Annotated in this window: 21 protein-coding genes and 1 riboswitch; of the genes, 9 read left to right on the top strand and 12 right to left on the bottom strand. The window is 70.0% G+C overall.

Annotation, left to right across the window (positions count from 1 at the left end):
* Positions 1-36 precede the first annotated feature (36 nt).
* The 5 genes from OHU35_RS19245 to OHU35_RS19225 form a co-directional block, all read right to left on the bottom strand.
* Complete coding sequence (locus OHU35_RS19245; protein WP_189729314.1) at positions 37-411, bottom strand: SH3 domain-containing protein; 375 nt, start codon at positions 409-411, stop codon at positions 37-39.
* A gap of 358 nt (positions 412-769) precedes the next feature.
* Positions 770-997, bottom strand: a complete 228-nt coding sequence (locus OHU35_RS19240; protein ID WP_405506137.1) for a hypothetical protein — start codon at positions 995-997, stop codon at positions 770-772.
* Positions 998-1,329: 332 nt separating this feature from the next.
* The gene (locus OHU35_RS19235) at positions 1,330-2,259 is read right to left on the bottom strand and encodes a 1-phosphofructokinase family hexose kinase (RefSeq protein ID WP_405506136.1); all 930 of its coding nucleotides are present in this window, start codon (positions 2,257-2,259) and stop codon (positions 1,330-1,332) included.
* Positions 2,260-2,388: 129 nt separating this feature from the next.
* Positions 2,389-3,600 (bottom strand): N-acetylglucosamine-6-phosphate deacetylase, encoded by a 1,212-nt coding sequence (nagA, locus tag OHU35_RS19230; protein ID WP_189729311.1) that lies wholly within the window; start codon positions 3,598-3,600, stop codon positions 2,389-2,391.
* Positions 3,600-4,541, bottom strand: coding sequence for an ROK family protein (locus OHU35_RS19225; RefSeq protein ID WP_405506135.1), 942 nt, complete (start codon positions 4,539-4,541; stop codon positions 3,600-3,602). The genes nagA and OHU35_RS19225 overlap by 1 nt, the downstream gene beginning before the upstream one ends.
* Positions 4,542-4,674: 133 nt before the next feature.
* On the opposite strand from OHU35_RS19225, the gene OHU35_RS19220 reads away from it, so the two are divergent.
* Positions 4,675-5,928 carry an ABC transporter substrate-binding protein gene (locus OHU35_RS19220; protein ID WP_405506133.1) on the top strand — a complete coding sequence of 418 codons (1,254 nt, stop codon included), beginning with the start codon at positions 4,675-4,677 and terminating at the stop codon, positions 5,926-5,928.
* A 33-nt stretch (positions 5,929-5,961) separates the two neighbouring features.
* Positions 5,962-6,207: a DUF3263 domain-containing protein gene (locus OHU35_RS19215; RefSeq protein WP_189729304.1), complete on the top strand. Its 246-nt coding sequence runs from the start codon at positions 5,962-5,964 to the stop codon at positions 6,205-6,207.
* 70 nt (positions 6,208-6,277) lie between these two features.
* On the opposite strand, the gene otsB is transcribed toward OHU35_RS19215, so the two are convergent.
* The 3 genes from otsB to OHU35_RS19200 form a co-directional block, all read right to left on the bottom strand.
* Complete coding sequence (otsB, locus tag OHU35_RS19210) at positions 6,278-7,129, bottom strand: trehalose-phosphatase (RefSeq protein ID WP_405506132.1); 852 nt, start codon at positions 7,127-7,129, stop codon at positions 6,278-6,280.
* A 6-nt stretch (positions 7,130-7,135) separates the two neighbouring features.
* Positions 7,136-8,524, bottom strand: a complete 1,389-nt coding sequence (locus OHU35_RS19205) for a trehalose-6-phosphate synthase (protein WP_189729293.1) — start codon at positions 8,522-8,524, stop codon at positions 7,136-7,138.
* Between the two features lie 73 nt (positions 8,525-8,597).
* Positions 8,598-9,542, bottom strand: a complete 945-nt coding sequence (locus OHU35_RS19200) for a glucosyl-3-phosphoglycerate synthase (RefSeq protein WP_359893331.1) — start codon at positions 9,540-9,542, stop codon at positions 8,598-8,600.
* A 155-nt stretch (positions 9,543-9,697) separates the two neighbouring features.
* Positions 9,698-9,854, top strand: a riboswitch (SAM riboswitch).
* Positions 9,855-9,872: 18 nt separating this feature from the next.
* Between OHU35_RS19200 and thrC the strand changes: the two genes are divergently transcribed.
* The 6 genes from thrC (at position 9,873) to OHU35_RS19170 (ending at position 17,335) form a co-directional block, all read left to right on the top strand.
* Positions 9,873-11,159, top strand: coding sequence for a threonine synthase (gene thrC / locus OHU35_RS19195; protein ID WP_405506129.1), 1,287 nt, complete (start codon positions 9,873-9,875; stop codon positions 11,157-11,159).
* A 128-nt stretch (positions 11,160-11,287) separates the two neighbouring features.
* Entirely contained in the window at positions 11,288-11,563 is a 276-nt protein-coding gene (locus tag OHU35_RS19190) for a ubiquitin-like small modifier protein 1 (RefSeq protein ID WP_189729287.1), read from the top strand.
* Positions 11,564-12,011: 448 nt separating this feature from the next.
* Entirely contained in the window at positions 12,012-12,215 is a 204-nt protein-coding gene (locus OHU35_RS19185) for a cold-shock protein (protein WP_003949956.1), read from the top strand.
* 536 nt (positions 12,216-12,751) lie between these two features.
* A complete protein-coding gene (groL, locus tag OHU35_RS19180) occupies positions 12,752-14,377 on the top strand; it encodes a chaperonin GroEL (protein ID WP_189729285.1) in 1,626 nt (541 codons plus the stop codon).
* 190 nt (positions 14,378-14,567) lie between these two features.
* Positions 14,568-15,689 (top strand): NADH:flavin oxidoreductase, encoded by a 1,122-nt coding sequence (locus OHU35_RS19175; protein WP_189729283.1) that lies wholly within the window; start codon positions 14,568-14,570, stop codon positions 15,687-15,689.
* A gap of 89 nt (positions 15,690-15,778) precedes the next feature.
* Positions 15,779-17,335 carry a carboxylesterase/lipase family protein gene (locus tag OHU35_RS19170; RefSeq protein ID WP_405506127.1) on the top strand — a complete coding sequence of 519 codons (1,557 nt, stop codon included), beginning with the start codon at positions 15,779-15,781 and terminating at the stop codon, positions 17,333-17,335.
* Between the two features lies 1 nt (position 17,336).
* Here the strand turns inward: OHU35_RS19170 and OHU35_RS19165 are convergent, their stop codons facing one another.
* The 4 genes from OHU35_RS19165 to OHU35_RS19150 form a co-directional block, all read right to left on the bottom strand.
* On the bottom strand, positions 17,337-17,906 hold the full coding sequence (locus OHU35_RS19165) for a hypothetical protein (RefSeq protein WP_405506125.1): 570 nt from the start codon (positions 17,904-17,906) through the stop codon (positions 17,337-17,339).
* 13 nt (positions 17,907-17,919) lie between these two features.
* The gene (locus tag OHU35_RS19160; protein WP_405506124.1) at positions 17,920-19,458 is read right to left on the bottom strand and encodes a Uma2 family endonuclease; all 1,539 of its coding nucleotides are present in this window, start codon (positions 19,456-19,458) and stop codon (positions 17,920-17,922) included.
* Positions 19,459-19,712: 254 nt separating this feature from the next.
* Positions 19,713-19,925 (bottom strand): DUF397 domain-containing protein, encoded by a 213-nt coding sequence (locus OHU35_RS19155; RefSeq protein ID WP_405506123.1) that lies wholly within the window; start codon positions 19,923-19,925, stop codon positions 19,713-19,715.
* Positions 19,909-20,661: a helix-turn-helix transcriptional regulator gene (locus OHU35_RS19150; RefSeq protein ID WP_405509277.1), complete on the bottom strand. Its 753-nt coding sequence runs from the start codon at positions 20,659-20,661 to the stop codon at positions 19,909-19,911. The genes OHU35_RS19155 and OHU35_RS19150 overlap by 17 nt, the downstream gene beginning before the upstream one ends.
* A gap of 200 nt (positions 20,662-20,861) precedes the next feature.
* Here OHU35_RS19150 and OHU35_RS19145 point away from each other — a divergent pair, with 200 nt between their 5' ends.
* On the top strand, positions 20,862-21,107 hold the full coding sequence (locus OHU35_RS19145) for a hypothetical protein (protein WP_359893349.1): 246 nt from the start codon (positions 20,862-20,864) through the stop codon (positions 21,105-21,107).
* Positions 21,108-21,128: the final 21 nt, after the last annotated feature.

The following is a 21,128-nucleotide window of genomic DNA, read 5'->3' as shown; positions in this document are numbered from 1 at the left end:
GACGGCCGCCGCCGTACGAGCGGTAACGAGCTCAGCTCACTCGACCCGGCCCCACTCCAGGCAACGGCTCGCGGCCCACGCCTTCTTGCCGTTCCACCGGACCTCGTGCCAGTCCTTCTCGGTCGGCGAGCTGCTTGAGCACTTGTAGGCGCCGCCGTTGTGCGTACCGCTGCACCCGGCGACCCAGCACTTGACGATCTTCCCCTTCTTCAGGGTGCCGACCTTCCGTGCGGTGGTGCTGGGCTTCTCACGGATGCTGACGTCCCGGACGTCGCTCCAGCCGCCGCCCCATTCCTGCGCGGCCGCGGGACCGGCCTTGATCTCCGGGGCCGCCGAAGCGCCGGAGTTCATGGTGGCCATGAGGCCCACGGAGGCGATGCCGACCATGGCCAGCCTCGTGATCTTGTTCAATTGTTCCCCCAGTAACAAGGTCGATCTTGGTCGTTCGCGATCTTAGGTGGGGGAGAGACGAATCGGCCAGAGGATTTCGGTCACCTGTGCCCTACGCCGCAGATGCCTCACTCGTCACCGTGACCCGCCCCAGCAGCTCCTCGTACACGCCCCGGTCGAACTCCCCCGCGACCGTCGCCGCCGACAAGGCGGCAACCGGTTCCGCGATCCACAGCCGCACCGGCCGGGTGCCGGGGAAGATGCCGACGTCTGCTGGATCAGCTGTGGCTGAAGGCCGGCCAGGTCAAGGACTAGGCTAGGAAGACACCGTCGGCTCCCGGCGACCCGAGGGTGTTGAGACCTGTATGCGGGCTGTTCCTCAGGCCCAGTCGGTGCAGGAATTGAGCAGGGTGTCACCTTCGAATCTGGCCACCTGCACGCCGATTTCGTGGAGCCCTGCATCGTCCGAAGCGCTGCTGGTCCAAGTCTTGGTCGTTCCCGATCCGTCGAAGTTCTTCCTCCAGGGCCAGTTCACTCTCTTGCCGTTGTACTGCTCGCTGACCAGCCTCATTCGCACGTGGTGGTTGTCTGGGCTGATGTCACTCAAGTTGAACTCCAGGCCGACCTTGGCCGTGGGGTCGTACCAGTTGGTGATCTTGATGGCACCCGAAGCCCCGGTAGTCGTACACCCTGCGTAAGCCGTAGGAGCGGCTGTTGCTGGACTGGTAGCGAAGGCGGTCAGCAGAAGAGCCGCTGCACCAGTGCAGGTTGCCAGATGCCTCTTTTTCACATTCGCCCTTTGTTCGAATTTGACTGTGCATCGTCAATCTAATTGGTCGATCACAGTTGAGGGTGAAGGGGTGGCAAAATGGCTAAAATGCTCCGATAGTGTCTGAATGTGATACGAGGGCTGGAGGCATGCGGGCACAACCGCACGGGTTAGGCCGCACTGGCCTCCCCCGAAACCACCACCTGCCCCAGCAGCTCCTCATATGCCCCTTGGTCGAACTCCCCGGCCACTGGTGCTGCCACCGTCGCCGCGGACAAGGCCGTCGCCCGGGTCAGGCGGTCCGGCCAGGGGAGGTGTTCGATCAGGCCCGACAGCAGGCCCGCTACCGCCGAGTCGCCCGCGCCCGTCGGGTTGCCGTGTACCGGGGCCGGTGGGGTGGCGCGCCAGCGGCCGTCTCGGGTGGCTGCGAGCAGGCCCTCGCGGCCGAGGGACGCGACGACCGCGCCCGCGCCCCGGCGGCGGGCGTCCTGGGTGGCTCGCACGGGGTCGTGGGAGCCGGTCAGTTCCGCCAGTTCGTCGGTGTTCGGCTTGATGAGGTCGGGGCGGGCGGCGACGCCTCGGCGCAGGGGTTCGCCGCTGGTGTCGAGGAGGACCGGGATGCCGGCGGACCTGGCCGTGCGGACCAGGCCGGCGTATGCGCCCACCGGGACGCCCGGGGGGAGGCTGCCGCACAGGGCCACGGCGGAGGCGGTGGGGAGCAGGGCCTCGTAGGCCTCCTGGAAGGCGGACCATTCGGCGGGGGTGACGGTGGGGCCGGGTTCGTTGAGTTGTGTGGTGTCGCCGGACCGGTCGTCGACCACGGCGATCGTGCGGCGGGTCGCGCACGTGATCGGGACCAGCGCGTCCACCACGCCCGGGACCGAGGCCAGTCGCTCCTGGACGACCCGTCCCGTCGCACCGCCCGTGAAACCGGTCACCGTCACCTCGTGGCCGAGGGCCGCGAGGACCCGGGCCACGTTGACGCCCTTGCCGCCCGGGCGTTCCGTCACCTCGGAGACGCGGTGGGAGGTGTGCGGCCGGAGGGACCGTACGCGGTAGGTGATGTCGAGAGCGGTGTTCAGTGTGACCGTGAGGATCACCTGGTCGACCTCCCCCGATACAGAGACATGCGCTTGCTGCCGTGAACTTTCCGGAAGCCTGATCATGTCAAAGAGACGGCGGTCGGCCCAGTCCTGGACTCGGCCACCGTCGCTCGACTGCGGGATGGATCAGTGCAGTTGGGGACCGATCACCCATTCGCCCCGGCGCATCACACCCTTGAGGTCGTACGCGGAGTCCAGAAGCACCAGGTCGGCGAATTTCCCGGGCTCCAGTGAGCCGATCGTGTCGGCCATTCCGAGCAGGCGGGCCGGGTTGGCGGACAGGGCCGTCACCGCGTCCTCGACGGAGAGGCCGTCGACCGTGACCGCGCGTTTGAAGGCGCGGTCCAGGGTGAGCGTGGAGCCCGCGATGGTGCCGTCCTCGACCAGGCGGGCCACGCCGTCGGCGACCTCCACCTCCAGCGGGCCGAGCCAGTAGCGGCCGTCGCCGAAACCGGCCGCGTCCATCGCGTCGGTGATGAACGCCACGCGGTCCGCTCCGGCGTGGTGGAACGCCAGCCGGAGTGCGGCGGGGTGCAGGTGCGTGCCGTCGTTGATCAGCTCGACGGTGATGCGGTCGTCCTCGAGGAGCGCGGTGATCGGACCGGGGGAGCGGTGGCCGAGGGGTGGCATCGCGTTGAAGAGGTGGGTGGCCACCGTCGCGCCCGCGTCGATGGCCTCGATGGTCTGTTCGTAGGTCGCGTCCGTGTGGCCGATCGCCGCGATCACGCCCTGTTCGGCCAGGAGGCGTACGGAGTCCAGGCCGCCGGGGAGTTCGGTGGCCAGGGTGACCATCTTCGCCTGGCCCCGGGCCGCGTCGATCAGCTTGCGGACGTCCGCGGGGTGCGGGTCGCGCAGGAGGCCCTCGGCGTGGGCGCCCTTGCGGCAGGGGGAGATGAACGGGCCCTCGAAGTGGACGCCGGCGATCTCGCCCTGTTCGGCGAGTTCGCTGAGCAGGCCGGCGCGTCGGGAGAGGAAGTCCATGTCGCCGGTGACGGTGGAGGCGACCAGGGTGGTCGTGCCGTGCAGGCGGTGGGTGTGGATGCCCTTGAGGATGTCCTCGGCCGAGCCGGAGGTGAAGGAGGCTCCGCCGCCGCCGTGGTTGTGGAGGTCGACGAAGCCGGGGATCACGTAGTGACCGGTTACGTCGATGACCTGGGCGTTTTCCGGGGCTGTGGCGGCGATGCGGGTGCCGTTGATGACGACCCGGCCGTTTGTGACCGTCTCCGTGGGGAGGACCACGGTCGCGCCGGTGAGGACCGTGAGGGTTCCCGATGGTGCGGAGTGCGGGTGGTGCGTGGCTGGTCGCGCAGTTCCCCGCGCCCCTGGGGCATCGGTCATCAGGGCGTTACCTCCATACGGTCGGTCCGGTCGAGGAGATCCCAGGCGAGCAGGCCCGCGCCCAGACAACCGGCCGCGTCACCCAGGGCCGCGGGGACGATCGACGGCTGTTTCTGGAAGGTGATGCGGCTACGGATCGCTTCCCGCAGGGGTGTGAAGAGGGTTTCCCCCGCTTCCGCCAGGCCACCACCGATGATCAAAGTGCGTGGATCCAGCAAGGTCAGGGCCGTGACCAGGCCGTCGGCGAGGGCGTCGATGGCGTCCTGCCAGACCGCCCGGGCCTTCGGGTCGCCGGATTCGACGGCCTTCGCGCAGTCGGCCGCGTCCGCGTCCGGGTCGCCCGAGGCCGCGGCCCAGGCCTCGCTCACGGCCGCCGCCGAGGCGAAGCGCTCCAGGCAGCCGCGCTGCCCGCACGGGCAGGGGGCCCCTCCGGGCCGTACGACGATGTGGCCGATCTCGCCCGCGAAGCCGTGCGCGCCCGACTCGACCCGGCCCTCGACGCCGATGCCGCCGGCGATGCCGGTGCCCAGCGCCACGAACAGGAACCGGTCGGCGCCGCGGCCCGCGCCGACCCGGCCCTCGGCGAGGGCGCCGGTGCGTACGTCGTGGCCCAGGGCGACCGGGACGTCCAGCCGTGCCGCGAGCGCGTCGCGCAGGGGGACGTCGCGCCAGCCGAGGTTCGCGGAGTAGACGGCGACGCCCTCCGCCTCGTCGACGATGCCGGGGACGGCCACGCCGGCGGCGGCCGCGGGCATGCCGAAGTGCTCGGCGCCGTAGGCGCGCAGCTCGGTGGCGAAGTCGAGGATGCCCGCGACGACGGCGTCCGGACCCTGGTCGCGGCCGGTGGCCCGCCGGGCCCGGTGCAGCACCTCGCCCCCGGGCCCGGCCAGGGCGGCCTTCATTCCGGTGCCGCCCACGTCCAGGGCGATGACATGTCTCACGGAACACAGTGTGACCCGGGGACCCGCAAGAGGTCTAGTCCACTCACGTGGTGTAGACCTTATTCCGAATATCGAAAGTTTTCGGTGGCGGTGACGCCAGGGTTGGGGAAGTGCAGCGGTGCAGCGGCGGCGGATGGCAGGAACGATCGCGGCGGTGTCCGCACTGGGCATGACGGCGGTCCTCGGCGGCTGCGGTGTGACGGGCGGCTCGGGCGACGTGACCCTGAAGCTGGTCGCCGCCGACTACGGCGACAGCAACGCCAACAGCTCCCAGAAGTACTGGGACAAGCTCGTCGAGGAGTACGAGGCCGACCACCCCGGCATCAAGATCGACGTCAGCGTCTACTCCTGGAACGACGTCGACCGCAAGGTCAGGGAGATGGTCGCCGCCGGTGACCCGCCGGACATGGCGCAGATCGGCTCGTACGCCGGTTACGCGGCCCAGAACCAGCTCTACAAGGCCGACGAGCTGCTCTCCATACCCGTGCAGGCCGACTTCGTCGGGCAGCTGGCCTCCGCGGGGCAGGTGAAGGGCGTGCAGTACGGCATGCCGTTCGCCTCCTCCACGCGCGTGCTCTTCTACAACAAGACCCTCTTCTCCGAGGCCGGCATCACCCCGCCCAAGACCTGGGACGACCTGGCCGACGACGCCGAGGCGCTCAAGGCGGAGGGCGTGACCTACCCGTACGCGCTGCCCCTCGGCCCGGAGGAGGCGCCGGCCGAGACCATGCAGTGGATGCTCAGCGGCGGGGGCGGCTACACCGACACCGTCGACAGCTACGGCATCGACGCCCCGGAGAACGTAGACACCTTCTCCTGGCTGAAGGACGACCTGGTCGGCAAGGGTCTGACCGGGCCCGTCGCGCCCGGGGAACTCAACCGGGCCGACGCGTTCGCCGCCTTCGCCAAGGGCGAGGTCGGCATGGTCAACGGGCACCCGTCGCTGATGAACATCGCCGCGAAGAAGGGCGTCAAGTACGGCATGGTGCCGACGCCGGGTAAGGAAGGCACGAGCAAGTCCACGCTCGGTGTCGCCGACTGGATGACGGCCTTCCGCAAGAACGGCCACCGCGACCAGGTCGGCGACTTCCTCGACTTCGTCTACAGCGAGAAGAACGTGCTGGCCTTCTCCCGCGAGTACGACCTGCTGCCGGTCACCACCTCCGCGTCCGGGACCATGTCCGTCTCCGACCAGGACCGGCACCTCAGGCCGTTCCTGGAGGAGCTGCTGACCTCCGAGCTCTACCCGGTCGGCAAGACCTCGTGGGCCGACGTCAGCGCCGAGATCAAGCAGCGCATCGGCAAGGCCGTCGCCCCCGGCGGCAGCCCCTCGGCCGTCCTGGGCCAGCTCCAGGCGGAGGCGTCCCGGGCGGAGAACGCGGAGTAGGCGCTGTCGGTGGCGGGCGCTACGGTGCCGGGCATGGACGAGGACACGGGTGAGCAGGGGCTCGGGCGCCGGGAGCGGGACATTCTCGCGCTCGAACGCCGGAGCTTTTCCGGGCCCGGCGCGAAGGAACGGGCCGTGCGGGAGGAGCTGGGGCTCGCCCCTGTGCGCTACTTCCAGCTTCTCAATGCCTTGCTGGACGACCCCAGGGCTCTCGCCCACGACCCGGTGACGGTGAATCGGCTGCGGCGGGTTCGGGAACGGCGGCGGGCGGAACGCTGAGGTTCGTGGGGTGTCCGGCCGTGGCGGGGTGCGGGTGCGTCCGTGGCTGGTCGCGCAGTTCCCCGCGCCCCTAGGGGGCGCCTCTGCCGAGGCGGTCCGCCAGTGCGCCCAGCAGGTGTACGACGCCCTCCGGGCCGTCCACCACCAGGTCCGCCCGGTCCCGGAGTTCCGTCACCTCGTCGCTGCCGCTGCAGACCAGCAGGCCCGGGGTGCCGTCCGCGCGGAGGCGGTCCACGGCGGAGTAGGCGGGCAGGTCGCCCAGGTCGTCACCGCCGTAGAGGACGGAACCGGCGCCGATCTCCCGGGCGAACTCGGTGAGGGCGACGCCCTTGTCCATGCCGGGCGGGCGCAGTTCGAGGACCAGCCGGCCGGGCTCCACGATCAGGCCGTGGCGGCCGGCCAGGCCGGTGAGCGGCTCGCGCAGCAGGTCCAGGGTGGCCTGCGGGTCGGCGGCCCGGCGCGTGTGCACGGCCACGGCCCGGCCCTTCTCCTCGATCCAGGTCCCCTGCGACGCCCCGAGCCGTTCGAGGAGTTCGGGCAGCTCCCCGCGGACACCCGCGACTCCGGGATGCGGGGCGGGGGCGCTGATCTCGCCGCTGCGGGCGTCCCACCGCTCGGCACCGTAGTGCCCGAGGACGACGAGGTGTTCGAGACCGGGTACGTCCGCGAAGCCGCCGTTGCGGACCGCGACCTCGGCCGGGCGGCCGGTGATCACCGCCACGGCGGCCACCTTCGGCGCGAGCGCCGCCAGCGCCGCCAGCGCCTCCGGATGGGCCCTGGCCAGCTCCGGATCGGCCACGATCGGCGCGAGCGTCCCGTCGAAGTCCAGCCCGATCAGCGCCTCGGAGGGCCGCGCGAGGAGGGCGTCGAGACCCTCCTGCCCGGCCTTGGTGACGGGTGTCGGCAATGCCTCCGGGCTCATCACCGCTCAGCCCCTCAACGCGTCGAGCTGGTCCAGGAACCACTGCGCAGGCGGCAGCGCGGTCGCCGCCGCGGCCAGCCGTTTGCCGCGCTCGGCGCGTTCCTCCGGGCGCATCGACAGCGCCTCGTGCAGGGCGGCCGCCGTGCCGGTCACGTCGTACGGGTTCACGGTGATCGCGTCCTCGCCCAGCTCCTCGTACGCCCCGGCCTCCCGCGACAGCACCAGCGCGCAGCCCGCGTCGGAGACGACCGGGACCTCCTTGGCGACGAGGTTCATGCCGTCGCGGATGGGGTTGACGAGCGCCACGTCGGCGAGCCGGTACGCGGCCAGGGAGCGGGCGAAGTCGTCCTTGAGGTTCAGTACGACCGGGGTCCACCCCGGGGTCCCGTACTCGGCGTTGATCTCCTCCGAGACCCGCTGCACCTCGGCCGTGTAGTCGCGGTACACGGCGAGGTCCTGCCGCGAGGGGTAGGCGAAGGCGACGTGCACGACGCGCTCGCGCCACTCGGGGTGGGAGTCGAGGAGCGTGCGGTAGGCCAGCAGGCCGCGCACGATGTTCTTCGACAGCTCGGTGCGGTCGACCCGGACGATGGTGCGGCGGCCCTCGCCGATCTGCTCCCGCAGCGCGGCCATCCGCTCCTCGACGTCCGGCTCGTGCGCCCGCTTGCGCAGGAAGTCCGCGTCGGCCCCCAGCCCGTGCACGCCGACCCGCGTGCCCCCGAGCCCGTCGGCGAACCGCTCGGCACACGCGACGAACGCGTCCGCCCAGCGCTGCGTGAGGAAGCCCAGCCGGTCCGCGCCCAGCATGCCGCGCAGCACCTGCCCGGCCACGTCGTCCGGCAGCATGTGGAAGTACTCGGGCGGCGCCCACGGCGTGTGCGAGAAGTGCCCGATCCTCAGATCCGGCCGCAGCTCGCGGAGCATGCCCGGCACCAGCGTCAGGTGGTAGTCCTGCACGACCACGGCCGCACCCTGCGCCGCCTCCTCGGCCAGCGCCCGAGCGAACGCCCGGTTGTACGTCTCGTACGACGTCCACTGCCGCCGGAACTCCGCGTCGAAGACCGGCTCCAGGGGAGTCTGGTAGAGCATGTGGTGGACGAACCACAGGACCGAGTTGGCGACGCCGTTGTACGCGTCGGCGTGCACGTCGGCCGGGATGTCCAGCATCCGTACGCCGTCCTCGCCGACACCGCGCCGGACCGCCTCGCGGTCGCCGTCGGACAGCGCCGAGCAGACCCAGAGCGCGTCCGCGTCCGAGCCGATCGCGGAGAGCCCCGAGACCAGCCCGCCGCCGCCCCGTTTGGCGTTCAGCGAACCGTCCTCGCCCACCGTGTACGAGACCGGGCCGCGGTTGGAGGCCACCAGCACCTGTGCAGCACCGAACGTTGAAGCCATAGCCCTCAACCTAGCCCGGCCCGGAAACGCTCAAACGTACGGACCTGCCGTACCCGGCCGAAAACAGCCCCGGTCAGGCGGCCTTCCGCGCCTGGTACTCGGCGATCTCCACCATCGGCGGACGCTCCTCGGTGTCCACGGAGTACGTCCGCGGTTCGAAGCCGTCCCCGCCCCGCTCGAACTGCGTCAGGGACGGCCGGATCAGATGCCCGCGGGCCAGCCGCAGCTGGGCCGTGCGGTAGATCGCGGCGGCCATCCGGCCCAGAGCCTGCCCGTCCTGGTGCCGGTGCTTGCGCACCCCGACGTCGACCTGGGCGAGGGCGTCCAGGCCCGCCAGGTGCAGGGCGTCGACCAGCATGCCCAGCTCGACGCCGTACCCGACGGGGAACGGCAGCTGCTCAAGCAGCGAGCGGCGGGCCGCGTACTCGCCGCCGAGCGGCTGCACGAAGCCGGCCAGCTGCGGCCAGTGCATGTTGAGCAGCGGGCGTGCCATCAGCTCGGTGACCCGGCCGCCCTGCCCGGCGGCGGCGCCGAGCGGACGGTCGTACATGGCCTTCACCAGGTCCACGCCCGGCTCGGTGAGCAGCGGGCCCACGATCCCGGAGACGAAGTCGGACGAGAAGTCCCTCAGGTCCGCGTCGACGAAGCAGACGATGTCCCCGCGGGTGGCGAGCAGCGAGCGCCACAGCACCTCGCCCTTGCCGGGCACCGCGGGCAGCCGCGGGAGTATCGCGTCCCGGTGCACCACCGTCGCGCCCGCGGCCGCGGCCACCTCCGACGTACGGTCGGTCGAGCCGGAGTCGACGACGACGAGCTCGTCGACGAGCGGCACCTGCCGCATCAGGTCGTGGCGGATGACGGCGGCGATGTCGCCGACCGTCTCCTCTTCGTTGAGCGCGGGCAGCACGACACTGACCGTCTGGCCCGTGCGCTGCTTGGCGGCGAGTATCTGGTGGAGGGGGCGATCGGTCGCGGACCAGGAACGGGTGCTCAGCCAGCGCTCGACTTCTTCCAGCACCGTGGCGGCTCCTCTGCGTGCTCTCGGCGGGACGGACTGTGAGCCATCTCGCGGTTCGGACGACTATCTCAACTGTCCTGGTCGTCGGTTACAGTCTTGAACAACGCGGGTGACCATCGCATGTCCGGGGTCAACCCACGTCGACAACCGAATACAGCTCATCCAGAGGGACAGAGGGAAACGGCCCGTTGAAGTCCCGGCAACCCTCCAGTCGGTTCTCGTAGGTCACTGTCGACCACACGCGCGAGGCTCCCGGCTCGGGAAGGTGCCAAATCCGTCTCACGGCGAGATGCGTCGTGAGGAAGATGAGGAGAAAGGGCCTCGCCTCACATGGCTGCGCAGACTGTTGCAAGCACCACCGAATCCACCGTAGACCTCGGCCCCGCCGCCGCCCTGAGCTGCCGCGAGTGCGGTCACCGCGTCCCCCTCGGACCGGTCTTCGCGTGCCAGGAGTGTTTCGGCCCGCTGGAGATCGCCTACGACTTCTCGGCCTACGACACCGAAGAGCTCCGCAAGCGCATCGAAGCGGGTCCCGCGAACATCTGGCGCTACGCCCCGCTGCTGCCGGTCCCGGCCGACGTGGCGGAGAAGCCGAACATCAACCCCGGCTGGACCAAGCTCGTCAAGGCCGACAACCTGGCCCGTGAGCTCGGCGTCGACGCCGGCAAGCTCTTCGCCAAGGACGACTCCGGCAACCCGACGCACTCCTTCAAGGACCGCGTCGTCGCCCAGGCCCTTGAGGCCGCCCGCGCCTTCGGCTTCACCACCCTGTCCTGCTCCTCCACCGGCAACCTCGCCGGTGCGGTGGGTGCCGCCGCGGCCCGCGCCGGCTTCCGCTCCTGCGTGTTCATCCCGCACGACCTGGAGCAGGGCAAGGTCGTCATGGCCGCGATCTACGGCGGCGAGCTCGTCGGCATCGAGGGCAACTACGACGACGTGAACCGCTTCTGCTCCGAGCTGATCGGCGACCCGGCCGGCGAGGGCTGGGGCTTCGTCAACGTCAACCTGCGGCCGTACTACGCCGAGGGCTCCAAGACGCTGGCGTACGAGATCTGTGAGCAGCTCGGCTGGCAGCTGCCGGACCAGCTCGTGGTGCCGATCGCCTCCGGCTCGCAGCTCACGAAGATCGACAAGGGTCTGCAGGAGCTGATCAAGCTCGGTCTGGTCGAGGACAAGCCGTACAAGATCTTCGGCGCGCAGGCCGAGGGCTGCTCGCCGGTGTCGACGGCGTACAAGGCCGGCCACGACGTCGTACGCCCCCAGAAGCCGGACACCATCGCCAAGTCGCTGGCGATCGGCAACCCGGCGGACGGTCCGTACGTGCTCGACATCGCGCGTCGTACGGGCGGTGCGGTGGAGGACGTGAACGACGAGCAGGTCGTCGAGGCGATCAAGCTGCTCGCGAAGACCGAGGGTGTGTTCGCGGAGACCGCCGGTGGGGTGACGGTGGGGGTGGCGAAGAAGCTGCTGGAGAACGGGCTTCTCGACCCTGCCAAGACCACGGTCGTGCTGAACACGGGCGATGGGCTGAAGACGCTGGATGCGGTGGCCGGTACCGGGCTGACCGCGACCATCCGGCCCAACCTGGATTCGTTCCGGGACGCCGGACTCGTCTGACCGTTGCCTGCTGCGGGCCGGTGGGGGCTGGTCGCGCCCACGCGGCGGAGCCGCAGATCGGCACAGCCCCGCGCCCCTGAGGGCGCGCCCCAGCCGTAGCTTCAATCAAAACCGGAGGTCATATTCCGATGAGCGTCACCGTTCGAATCCCCACCATCCTGCGTACCTACACCGGCGGCCAGGCCGAGGTGGCTGCCGAGGGGGCGACCCTCGGGGAGGTCATCTCCGATCTGGAGAAGAACCACACCGGGATCGCCGCCCGGGTGCTGGACGACCAGGGCAAGCTGCGCCGGTTCGTCAACGTGTACGTCAATGACGACGACGTGCGCTTCGAGCAGGGTCTTGAGACGGCGACGCCGGACGGTGCCGGTGTGTCGATCATTCCGGCCGTCGCCGGTGGCTGAACCGGTCGACCGGCTTGATTATTACCATCGGTAACGGCCGTCACTGAGAGTCCATCGAATTGCCCCCTCCGTGAGAGAAACGGAGGGGGCAATTCTGTGTGGTTGAGCGCGGTACAGTTGGGGAACGCGATCCCGATCCCCTGATCGGGCACCCTGAATTCCTGCCGCGCGCCCGACAAGATGTAGCCAAAGTGTGTGCGTCTTTCGTGGCTTTTGTTCCCTTTGCGTGGCCCGACTTGCCCTGAAGTCAGGCGAATTCTCCCCACATTCCGGATCCTGCGCGTCCAGAATTCTCGTCCGATTGACCTGTTGCAGAGGGCAGTTGGACAGATACATTCGGCCGCGGTCGACGCGTTCCGGCGCACGCCCCCAATCCGTGGGGGGTGAGGTCTGACCCGGATCCGCGAAGTGCGGGTCTGTGCAAGGGCCAGTAATAGGGGAGTTAGGCATGGCTCAGGGCACCGTCAAGTGGTTCAACGCGGAGAAGGGGTACGGCTTCATCGCGGTCGACGGTGGTGCGGATGTTTTCGTCCACTACAGCGCGATTCAGATGGACGGCTACCGCACCCTTGAAGAGGGTCAGCGGGTCGAGTTCGAGATCTCGCAGGGTCAGAAGGGTCCACAGGCCGACATGGTTCGCGTCGCTGCCTGAACGCGCGACCACGACAAACCGCAAGCGGCAGGTCTTCTCTGAAGGGCCCGTACCCCCCGGGGTGCGGGCCCTTCGGCCTGTCCGGCGGCCGGCCGGGGCGAAGGGTCGGCGGGGGGCTCGTAGAAGTCCGCCGCGCCCGAGGGTGCCCCGATGCCCACCCCGGTGCGGGGGCGGCGACTTCGCGCTCCGGACCCGCTCGCGTCGGCCGCTCGGCCGCCGCCGCGGGCCGTGGGCCCAGGCGTTTCCCGGCCTCGGGCGATCCGCCGCGGCGCTGTCCGCGGCCTGCGGACGAGCCGGGCGCGCCCCGTTCGCCGGGGGCTGAGTGCGCCTCCGTATCCCGAGAGGCGCTTGCACTCGCCTAGGCCGAGTGCTAATCATTGCGTTAGCACTCTGAAGGTGAGAGTGACAACGTAAGGACCGGGTCGGTGAGGCCCGCAGGCCGGGTGGGGAAGGAACCACGAGGCTGGCGAGCCGTCCGTCGCGGGCGCGGGCGCGGTCCGAAGTAATCACCCCCAGTCCTGGAGGGACCACTTCACATGGCCAAGATCATCGCGTTCGACGAGGAGGCGCGGCGCGGCCTCGAGCGCGGCATGAACCAGCTCGCGGACGCCGTCAAGGTGACGCTCGGCCCCAAGGGCCGCAACGTCGTCCTCGAGAAGAAGTGGGGCGCCCCCACGATCACCAACGATGGTGTCTCCATCGCCAAGGAGATCGAACTCGAGGACCCGTACGAGAAGATCGGCGCCGAGCTGGTCAAGGAAGTCGCCAAGAAGACGGACGACGTCGCCGGTGACGGTACGACCACCGCGACCGTTCTCGCCCAGGCCCTGGTCAAGGAGGGCCTGCGCAACGTAGCCGCCGGCGCCAACCCGATGGCCCTGAAGCGCGGCATCGAGCGTGCCGTCGAGGCCGTCTCCGCCGCCCTGCTGGAGCAGGCGAAGGATGTCGAGACCAAGGAGCAGATCGCTTCCACGGCCTCCATCTCCGCCGCCGACACCCAGATCGGCGAGCTCATCGCCGAGGCCATGGACAAGGTCGGCAAGGAAGGCGTCATCACCGTCGAGGAGTCCCAGACCTTCGGTCTGGAGCTGGAGCTCACCGAGGGTATGCGCTTCGACAAGGGCTACATCTCGGCGTACTTCGCGACCGACATGGAGCGTATGGAGGCCGTCCTCGACGACCCGTACATCCTGATCGCGAACTCCAAGATCTCCAACGTCAAGGACCTGCTCCCGCTCCTGGAGAAGGTCATGCAGTCGGGCAAGCCGCTGCTGATCATCGCCGAGGACGTCGAGGGCGAGGCCCTGTCGACCCTGGTCGTCAACAAGATCCGTGGCACCTTCAAGTCCGTCGCCGTCAAGGCCCCGGGCTTCGGTGACCGCCGCAAGGCGATGCTGCAGGACATCGGCATCCTCACCGGCGGCGAGGTGATCTCCGAGGAGGTCGGCCTCAAGCTGGAGAACGCCACGGTCGACCTGCTGGGCAAGGCCCGCAAGGTGGTCATCACCAAGGACGAGACCACCATCGTCGACGGTGCCGGCTCGGCCGACCAGGTCCAGGGTCGCGTCAACCAGATCCGCGCCGAGATCGAGAACAGCGACTCGGACTACGACCGCGAGAAGCTGCAGGAGCGCCTGGCGAAGCTCGCCGGCGGCGTGGCCGTCATCAAGGCCGGTGCCGCCACCGAGGTGGAGCTCAAGGAGCGCAAGCACCGCATCGAGGACGCCGTTCGCAACGCGAAGGCGGCCGTCGAGGAGGGCATCGTCGCCGGTGGTGGCGTGGCCCTGCTGCAGGCCTCCCAGGTGTTCGAGAAGCTGGAGCTCGAGGGTGACGAGGCGACCGGCGCCAACGCCGTGAAGCTCGCGCTGGAGGCCCCGCTGAAGCAGATCGCCGTCAACGGTGGTCTCGAGGGCGGCGTCGTCGTGGAGAAGGTCCGCAACCTCCAGGTCGGCCACGGCCTGAACGCCGCGACCGGTGAGTACGTCGACATGATCGCCGAGGGCATCATCGACCCGGCGAAGGTGACCCGTTCCGCGCTGCAGAACGCCGCCTCCATCGCCGCGCTGTTCCTCACCACCGAGGCCGTCATCGCCGACAAGCCGGAGAAGGCGGGCGCTGCCCCGGCCGGCGGCGGCATGCCGGGCGGTGACATGGACTTCTGATCGACCCCTGGGATTCCCCGGGTTGATCAACGGTCTTGCCGAGGGCGGCACTCCCTGTTCCGACAGGGGGTGCCGCCCTCGGGCGTGTGCGGGGTCACAGTGCGGGCGGGATGGCATGGGCGGGCCGGATGGTTGAAGCGTACGTCCTATGCGTATGCACATACTGTCCGGTATCCGAAGGAGCCCCTGAGTGACCGTCGCCGCCTCCCGCGCCGCCGAAATCCTGTCCCGGCCCGTCACGCTCAACGGCCTGACCGTCCCGAACCGCATCGCGATGGCGCCGATGACCCGCATGTTCTCCCCGGGCGGTGTCCCCACCGAGGACGTCGTCTCCTACTACTCCCGCCGTGCCGCCGCCGGAGTCGGCCTGATCGTCACCGAGGGCACCTACGTCGGGCACGAGTCGGCCGGGCAGAGCGACAGCGTGCCGCGGTTCCACGGCGAGGAGCAGCTCGCGGGCTGGGCGAAGGTCGCCGAGGCGGTGCACGCCGCGGGCGGCACGATCGTCCCGCAGCTCTGGCACATCGGCATGGTCCGCAACCAGGGTGAGCCGCCGGTCGCCAACGCCCCGGCCGTCGGCCCCTCCGGTCTGCGCATCGGCGCCACGGAGCCCACCGGCAAGGCCATGACCCAGGCCGACATCGACGCCGTCATCGGCGCGTTCGCCGAGGCCGCGGCCGCCGCCGAGCGCATCGGCTTCGACGGCGTGGAGATCCACGGCGCCCACGGCTACCTGCTCGACCAGTTCCTCTGGGAGGGCACCAACCGCCGCACCGACGCCTACGGCGGCGACCGGGTCGCCCGCGCCAAGCTCTCGGAGGAGATCGTCGCGGCGGTCCGCGAGACCGTGTCCGCCGACTTCCCCGTCATCTTCCGCTACTCGCAGTGGAAGCAGGAGGCCTACGACGCCCGCCTCGCCGAGACGCCCGAGGAGCTGGAGGCCATCCTGACGCCGCTCGCGGCCGCCGGTGTCGACGCCTTCCACGCCTCCACCCGCCGCTACTGGGTGCCCGAGTTCGAGGACTCCGACCTCAACCTGGCCGGCTGGACGAAGAAGCTCACCGGCAAGCCCGCCATCACCGTCGGCTCGGTCGGCCTGAACGGCGTCGACTTCCTCAAGTCCTTCCAGGGCCAGGGCGCCGAGGTCAACGACCTCGACAACCTCCTGGACCGCTTCGAGCGCGACGAGTTCGACATGGTCGCCGTCGGCCGCGCGCTGCTCCAGGACCCGCAGTGGGCGGCCAAGGTCCTGGCCGGCCGCTTCGAGGACACGGCCCCGTACGACCCGGCGGCGCTGAAGACCCTCAGCTGACCTCGTCGCCTGAGGCTCTGGATCTGCTTGCGTCAGTCAAGGACACTGACTGAGCGCCTGTTCACCTGCCATTTCGTGAGGAGATCCAGATGACGACGACCGAGTCCCGCCCGGCGGAGGGTGGCCCTTCGGATGAGCCCGCACCGGTGGTCCGTACGACCGCCGGTGCGGTACGCGGCCGAACGGAGGAGGGACTCGCCGTCTTCCGCGGCATCCCCTTCGCCGCGCCCCCGGTGGGCGAGGCCCGCTTCCAGGCACCGCGCCCCGCCCACGCCTGGGACGGCATACGCGACGCCCACGCCTTCGGCCCGCCGCCCCCGCAGGACGTCGGCAGCCTGGGCGGCCCGGGCCTGCTCGACGTACCCGAGGGCGACGACTGGCTCACGGTCAACGTCTGGACCCCGGAACCCGACCCGGCGGCCCGCCGCCCGGTGATGGTGTGGATCTACGGCGGTGCCTACAAGCTCGGCCACACCGGCAGCCCCGGCTACGACGCCCGGCACATCGCGACCGAGGGTGACCTCGTGGTCGTCTCCCTCAACTACCGCCTGGGCATGGAGGGTTTCGCGTCCATCGAGGGCGCGCCCGCCAACCGCGGTCTGCTCGACCAGGTCGCCGCGCTGGAGTGGGTGCGGGACAACATCGAGGCGTTCGGTGGCGACCCGGACCAGGTCACGGTCTTCGGAGAGTCGGCGGGTGCGGGCTCGGTCGCCTCGCTGCTCTCCATGCCGCGCGCAGCGGGTCTCTTCCGGCGGGCGATCGCGCAGAGCGTGCCGGGGACGTTCTTCTCCGACGCGCTGGCCCGTGACATCGGTCTCGCCCTGGCCGCCGAGCTGGGGCTGCGCCCCACGGTCGCCGACCTCTCTACGATCGCTCCGCACCGGCTGACGTCGGCGGGCGAGACGCTGAGCGCCAAGATGCTCCAGTACGTCGACCGCTGGGGCCAGGCGGCGCCCACGGTCACGCCCTTCTCCCCGGTGGTCGACGGCGAGGTCCTGCCGACCACGCCCTGGCAGGCGCTGGCGGCCGGTTCGGCGAAGGACGTCGACCTGCTCGTCGGCCACAACCGCGACGAGTTCCGCCTCTTCATCGCCATGTCGGGCCGACTGGGCCAGATCACCGACGAGCAGGCGACCTCGGCCCTGCGCCTGTTCGCCCCGGGCCCGGACGGGGAGCAGGCCTACCGCGCGGCCTTCCCCGACGCCTCACCGAGTGAGCTCTACGAACGCGTCCAGACGGACTGGCTGTTCAACATGCCCTCCCTGCACCTGGCCGAGGCGCAGCGGGCGGGCGGTGGCAGTGCGCACGTCTATGAACTGACCTGGGCGGCCCCGGGCAATGGCGGTGCGCTCGGCGCCTGTCACGGCCTGGACATTCCGCTGTTGTTCGGCACGTTCGGGGCGGATCTCGGGGCCCTGCTGTTCGCGGGCGCGGAGCCGTCCGAGGAGGCCGTGGCGCTGTCGTCCCGTTTCCGCTCGTCCTGGACGGCCTTCGCGCGGTCGGGGCGCCCGGGCTGGCCGGCGTACGACGACGAGCGGCGGCTGGTGCAGGTGCTGGACGCGGAGCCGGTGGTCGGCGCCTACCCGGAGGAGACGTCGCGGCGCCTGTGGGAGGGCTACGGCTTCCCCGCCCTGCCCCTGCTGTGAACTACAGGTTGCCCATCGGCTCGATGTCGACCTTGACCGGCGTGCCCCACACCCGCAGCACCTCGTAGTCGGTGAACTCGTGCACCAGCCGGTACGCCATGGCCGCCCGGGGAGCCTTGCGCTGGGCGGCGATGAACAGCTCGGCCTCGCGGCGGTCCCGTCGCGGGGTGCCGCACAGCTGCCACGTCTGGCCGGTCCACAGCTCCGGCAGCCAGCGCTGCTGGGGCTGGGGGCGGTCGCCGCTCACGCCGTAGCGGGACTGGACGGGGTCGGTCTGCGGCTGCTGCGGCGCGGGCCCGTTGAACTCGTTCCGGCGGGCCGTCCTGCGCCGGGTCTCGCACAGCAGGCACAGGTCGGGGGCGTTCTTGTCGACGGGGCCGTTCGGATGCTCGGGGCAGCGCGTGCTGGGCGCGGCGCCCGTGACGCTCTCGTCCAGCAGGTCCAGCGCGCGCTTCAGGTCGGCCTTGACCTCGTGCAGCTTGGCGTCCGGGGTGTCGGAGGTGAGGGCCTCGCCATGCTCGCCGAGGACTCGGAGGGCACGGCCTAGGGCGGTCAGCTGGGCGTGGTTCATACGCCCATTGTCCTCAGTCGGCGTAGTCCTTGAGTTCTTCGGTGTCCAGCGTGAAGCCGAGAGGCTCGGGCAGCTCGACCGGGGTGCCCCAGGAGTGCGACGTTTTTTGCTGGTACCGGCCGTCCTCGGGCTCGCTGTACACGACGACCGTGTTGTGGTCGCGGTCGATGAGCAGGTAGACGGGGATGTCCACTGCCGCGTATCCGACGGGCTTGTCGATGCGGTCCCGCTGGTTGGTGTCACGGTCGTGGGAGGTGATCTCGACGACCATGAGGACGCCGTTGGCGGCGGACCACTCGCCGTGCCCTTTGAAGTGCCCCCGTCGTACGAGAGCCCCGTCGGCCCGGGCACGGCCTTTGCGGTAGGCCTCGGTCCGGACTCCACGCTCGTGATGGAGCCGCAGGTCGGGCCGATGGTGCAGGCACTGCTCGAGCAGCCACATGTGAATCTCGCTGTGGTTGCCGTCTGGCATGGCCTTGACCTCTAGTTTTCCGTTGATGTACTCAAGCCGCACGGTCTCCGGGGCCCGGCGTTCCAGCTCTTCGAAGTCCTCGACGCTGAGCGGGTCCTTCGTGCGGACGCGCCCGTCGACGTACTCGAGCCGCACGTGGTCCGGGGCCGCGTCGGCAAGACCCTCGAAGTCCTCGATGGGCATCAGCGGGCGGTCAGCGGTACCAGGGGTCATGGTGCCTCCTCCCTTCCATCGTGCCCTGGGGGAGTGACGTCGCACCGTAGGAGCCGTCATGCGTATGCCTTCTCTTGTCGTCGTTGGGACATCGAGGGCGCGGATACCGGCCGCGTGGGCCTGGACCGTGGGGGCGGAAAGGGGTGCAGGGGGTTGTGCGGGGGCGTGTTCGCCCCGGCAGGCGCTGCAACGGCCCCCTGGCAGGGTTTCCGGACGCCCCGGGGCGCCGCAGTTCGCGCACTCCAGGACCCGTAGGGGCGGGCGCGGGGCGGGTGGGGGTGGGAGTTTGCTGGTCAGGCGGCTGCGGACCAGGGCCGCGGCGTGGTGGACGGGAGTCGGCAGGCCGGATGTCAGCTCCCGCAGTACGTCGCCCTCCGACGCCCCTCGCGCGAACCAGTCCGCCACGAGTGGGGCGAGCGTCGCGCAGTCCCTCTCGGAGAGGGACAGGACGGAGGCTGTGCGGCCGAGGGCGGCGAGCAGGATGTGGGCGCGGGAGCGGGTAGGGCGCGCTGCCTGTGGCCGTGGTGCGTCGCCGTGGGTGAAGGCGGCCCACCAGTCGTCGTCCCGGGCGGTGCGGGTGAACCACGATCGGGTGATCCAGCGGGAGCTGCCGTCGTCGGCCGTCACGCACTCCCGGCCTCGGCGCAGGTGGCCTGCCTGCTGGATGCGGTTGAGGGCCGTGCCGAGGGCGCACTGTCCGTACGGGAGGTGCTTGGCCAGCGTCTTTACCGAGATGTCGGCGCCGTCGGGGAGCCGGTCCAGGTAGGCGGCGATGGCGGCTTCGCGGGGTGGGAGGTGTGCGAAGTCGTCGTTCGTACGGGGGTGTTGGTCGGGGGTGGTGCGTTTGCCGTAGCCCGGGTTCGCCATGGGGTGCGCGGACGGGGAGGCAGCACTAAAGTTGGCTTCAGCCATGGGATCGACAGCGTCTTTCGATCTCGATGGTTAAGCCCCCGCAAGGTGTTGGCGCACCGGGCGGGGGCTGTTGCTTGTCCAGGAACGTTAGAGGTACGTGACTGTCCGTGGCAAGCCGGACGCGTCGCGTCAACTCGCCGGGTGGGAGGGTGGGTTGAGGCCCTCCGCCCGTTCCTTGAAAAGAGGGCTCGAAGCTCGGATCCCGAAGCTCAGGCCGTTTCGTCCTTGAGGTTCGCGACGAACGCCGCCCAGGCCGTGGCCCGGAACACGAGCTTCGGGCCGTGGGGGGTCTTGGAGTCGCGGACGGGGATGAGGGTGGGGTGGCCGTCGGTTATTTCCAGGCAGTCGCCACCGCTGCCGCCGCTGTAACTGGACTTGTGCCAGGTCGCGCCGTCCAGGTCGTGCTCAGGGATGCTCCTCATGGCCGCAATCCTGCGCGATGTCCTCGATGAGAGCCAGGGACCTTTCCGGGGAGAGGGCGCACGCGGTGAGGAACTGGAAGGTGCGCCGCTGATAGCGGACCGTTGCCGGGTCGTCTTCCAGCCGCCCGGTGCCGACCCCCTCGAAGTAGAGCAACGGAGGGGCGTCCTCGAAGTCCATCAGCTTCATGGAGCCCTCCATCGACGCATGGGCGCCCGCGTCGAACGGCAGAACCTGTACGACGATCCGGTTCCGGCGGATGAGGGCGGCGACGTGGTGCAGCGCCTCTGCCATGACTTCCAGGCCGCCGGTCTGCCTGCGCAGTGCGGCCTCGTCAATCACCATCCACAACAAGGGGCTTGTTGGATCGTCGAGCAGGCGGGCCCTGTCAATCCGGGCCGTCACCAACTCCTCGATCACCGCCTCCGGCGCGGTGGGTCGGTACGCGCGGAACACGGCTCGTGCATACGCGGGAGTTTGCAGGATCCCGGGGATGAGGAGTGGCGCGAACTGCCGGATCTCCGTAGCCACGGCCTCCGCCTCCGCCGCCTCCGCGAAGTGCTCCGGATACTTCGACTTCGCCGCCGCCCCGCAGTTCCGCTGGAAGAAGTCCTCCGTCCCCAGCGCCTCGTCCAGCAACCGCGCATACTCCCGCTGCATCCTGCGCGTACCCGCCTCCAACTGTCCGATGAACGACCCGCTCACGAACAGCCGCTGCCCCAGTTCCTCCTGGCTCAGGCCGGCCTACTCGCGGGCGTGGCGGAGTTCGGCGCCCAGGAGGGCCCGAGGGGAGGAGGACGGGTCGAGGTCCCTGGATCCGGGCATGGGCAACTCCCTGTCGTACACATCGGGTTGTTGGGTCGCCGTATCTGGCCAGGTTAGGGGCGTGTCGGCCACGCTGTGTGGTGAATCACCAACTCAGCGTGGAGGTAGGAAAGGTGCGCTCGACCGAAGAGATCGTGCAATCGCTGCGGGACGCCCTCGCCGGAGTCGGCGTCGTGCTGCCGTCGCTGGGCGTCGACCCGGTGACCGGCGCGAGCGACGAGCCGTTCGCCCTGGTCGATCTGGGGCGGTGCAACGTACGGACGGCCGAGCATCTGACCGACGTACTGCGGTCGTTGCCCGTGAAAGAGACGCTGCGGGCTCGCGTGCGGCAGGTCAACCGGGAGCCGAAGTCACGGTGAAGTAATGGTGGCCGGCAGGTG

It is taken from the genome of Streptomyces purpurascens (assembly GCF_045040895.1).
GTDB classification, from domain to species: Bacteria; Actinomycetota; Actinomycetes; order Streptomycetales; family Streptomycetaceae; genus Streptomyces; species Streptomyces purpurascens.
Note: the sequence above shows the minus strand (reverse complement) of the source record. Positions and strands in the feature narration are given on the sequence as shown.

Bases quoted from the DNA above. Each gene is read 5' to 3' on its own strand.
- nagA (WP_189729311.1), bottom strand. From the start codon at position 3,600: ATGACCGATGCCCCAGGGGCGCGGGGAACTGCGCGACCAGCCACGCAC.
- OHU35_RS19220 (WP_405506133.1), top strand. From the start codon at position 4,675: ATGGCAGGAACGATCGCGGCGGTGTCCGCACTGGGCATGACGGCGGTC.
- OHU35_RS19215 (WP_189729304.1), top strand. From the start codon at position 5,962: ATGGACGAGGACACGGGTGAGCAGGGGCTCGGGCGCCGGGAGCGGGAC.
- otsB (WP_405506132.1), bottom strand. From the start codon at position 7,129: ATGAGCCCGGAGGCATTGCCGACACCCGTCACCAAGGCCGGGCAGGAG.
- OHU35_RS19205 (WP_189729293.1), bottom strand. From the start codon at position 8,524: ATGGCTTCAACGTTCGGTGCTGCACAGGTGCTGGTGGCCTCCAACCGC.
- thrC (WP_405506129.1), top strand. From the start codon at position 9,873: ATGGCTGCGCAGACTGTTGCAAGCACCACCGAATCCACCGTAGACCTC.
- OHU35_RS19190 (WP_189729287.1), top strand. From the start codon at position 11,288: ATGAGCGTCACCGTTCGAATCCCCACCATCCTGCGTACCTACACCGGC.
- OHU35_RS19185 (WP_003949956.1), top strand. From the start codon at position 12,012: ATGGCTCAGGGCACCGTCAAGTGGTTCAACGCGGAGAAGGGGTACGGC.
- groL (WP_189729285.1), top strand. From the start codon at position 12,752: ATGGCCAAGATCATCGCGTTCGACGAGGAGGCGCGGCGCGGCCTCGAG.
- OHU35_RS19170 (WP_405506127.1), top strand. From the start codon at position 15,779: ATGACGACGACCGAGTCCCGCCCGGCGGAGGGTGGCCCTTCGGATGAG.
- OHU35_RS19165 (WP_405506125.1), bottom strand. From the start codon at position 17,906: ATGAACCACGCCCAGCTGACCGCCCTAGGCCGTGCCCTCCGAGTCCTC.
- OHU35_RS19160 (WP_405506124.1), bottom strand. From the start codon at position 19,458: ATGGCGAACCCGGGCTACGGCAAACGCACCACCCCCGACCAACACCCC.
- OHU35_RS19155 (WP_405506123.1), bottom strand. From the start codon at position 19,925: ATGAGGAGCATCCCTGAGCACGACCTGGACGGCGCGACCTGGCACAAG.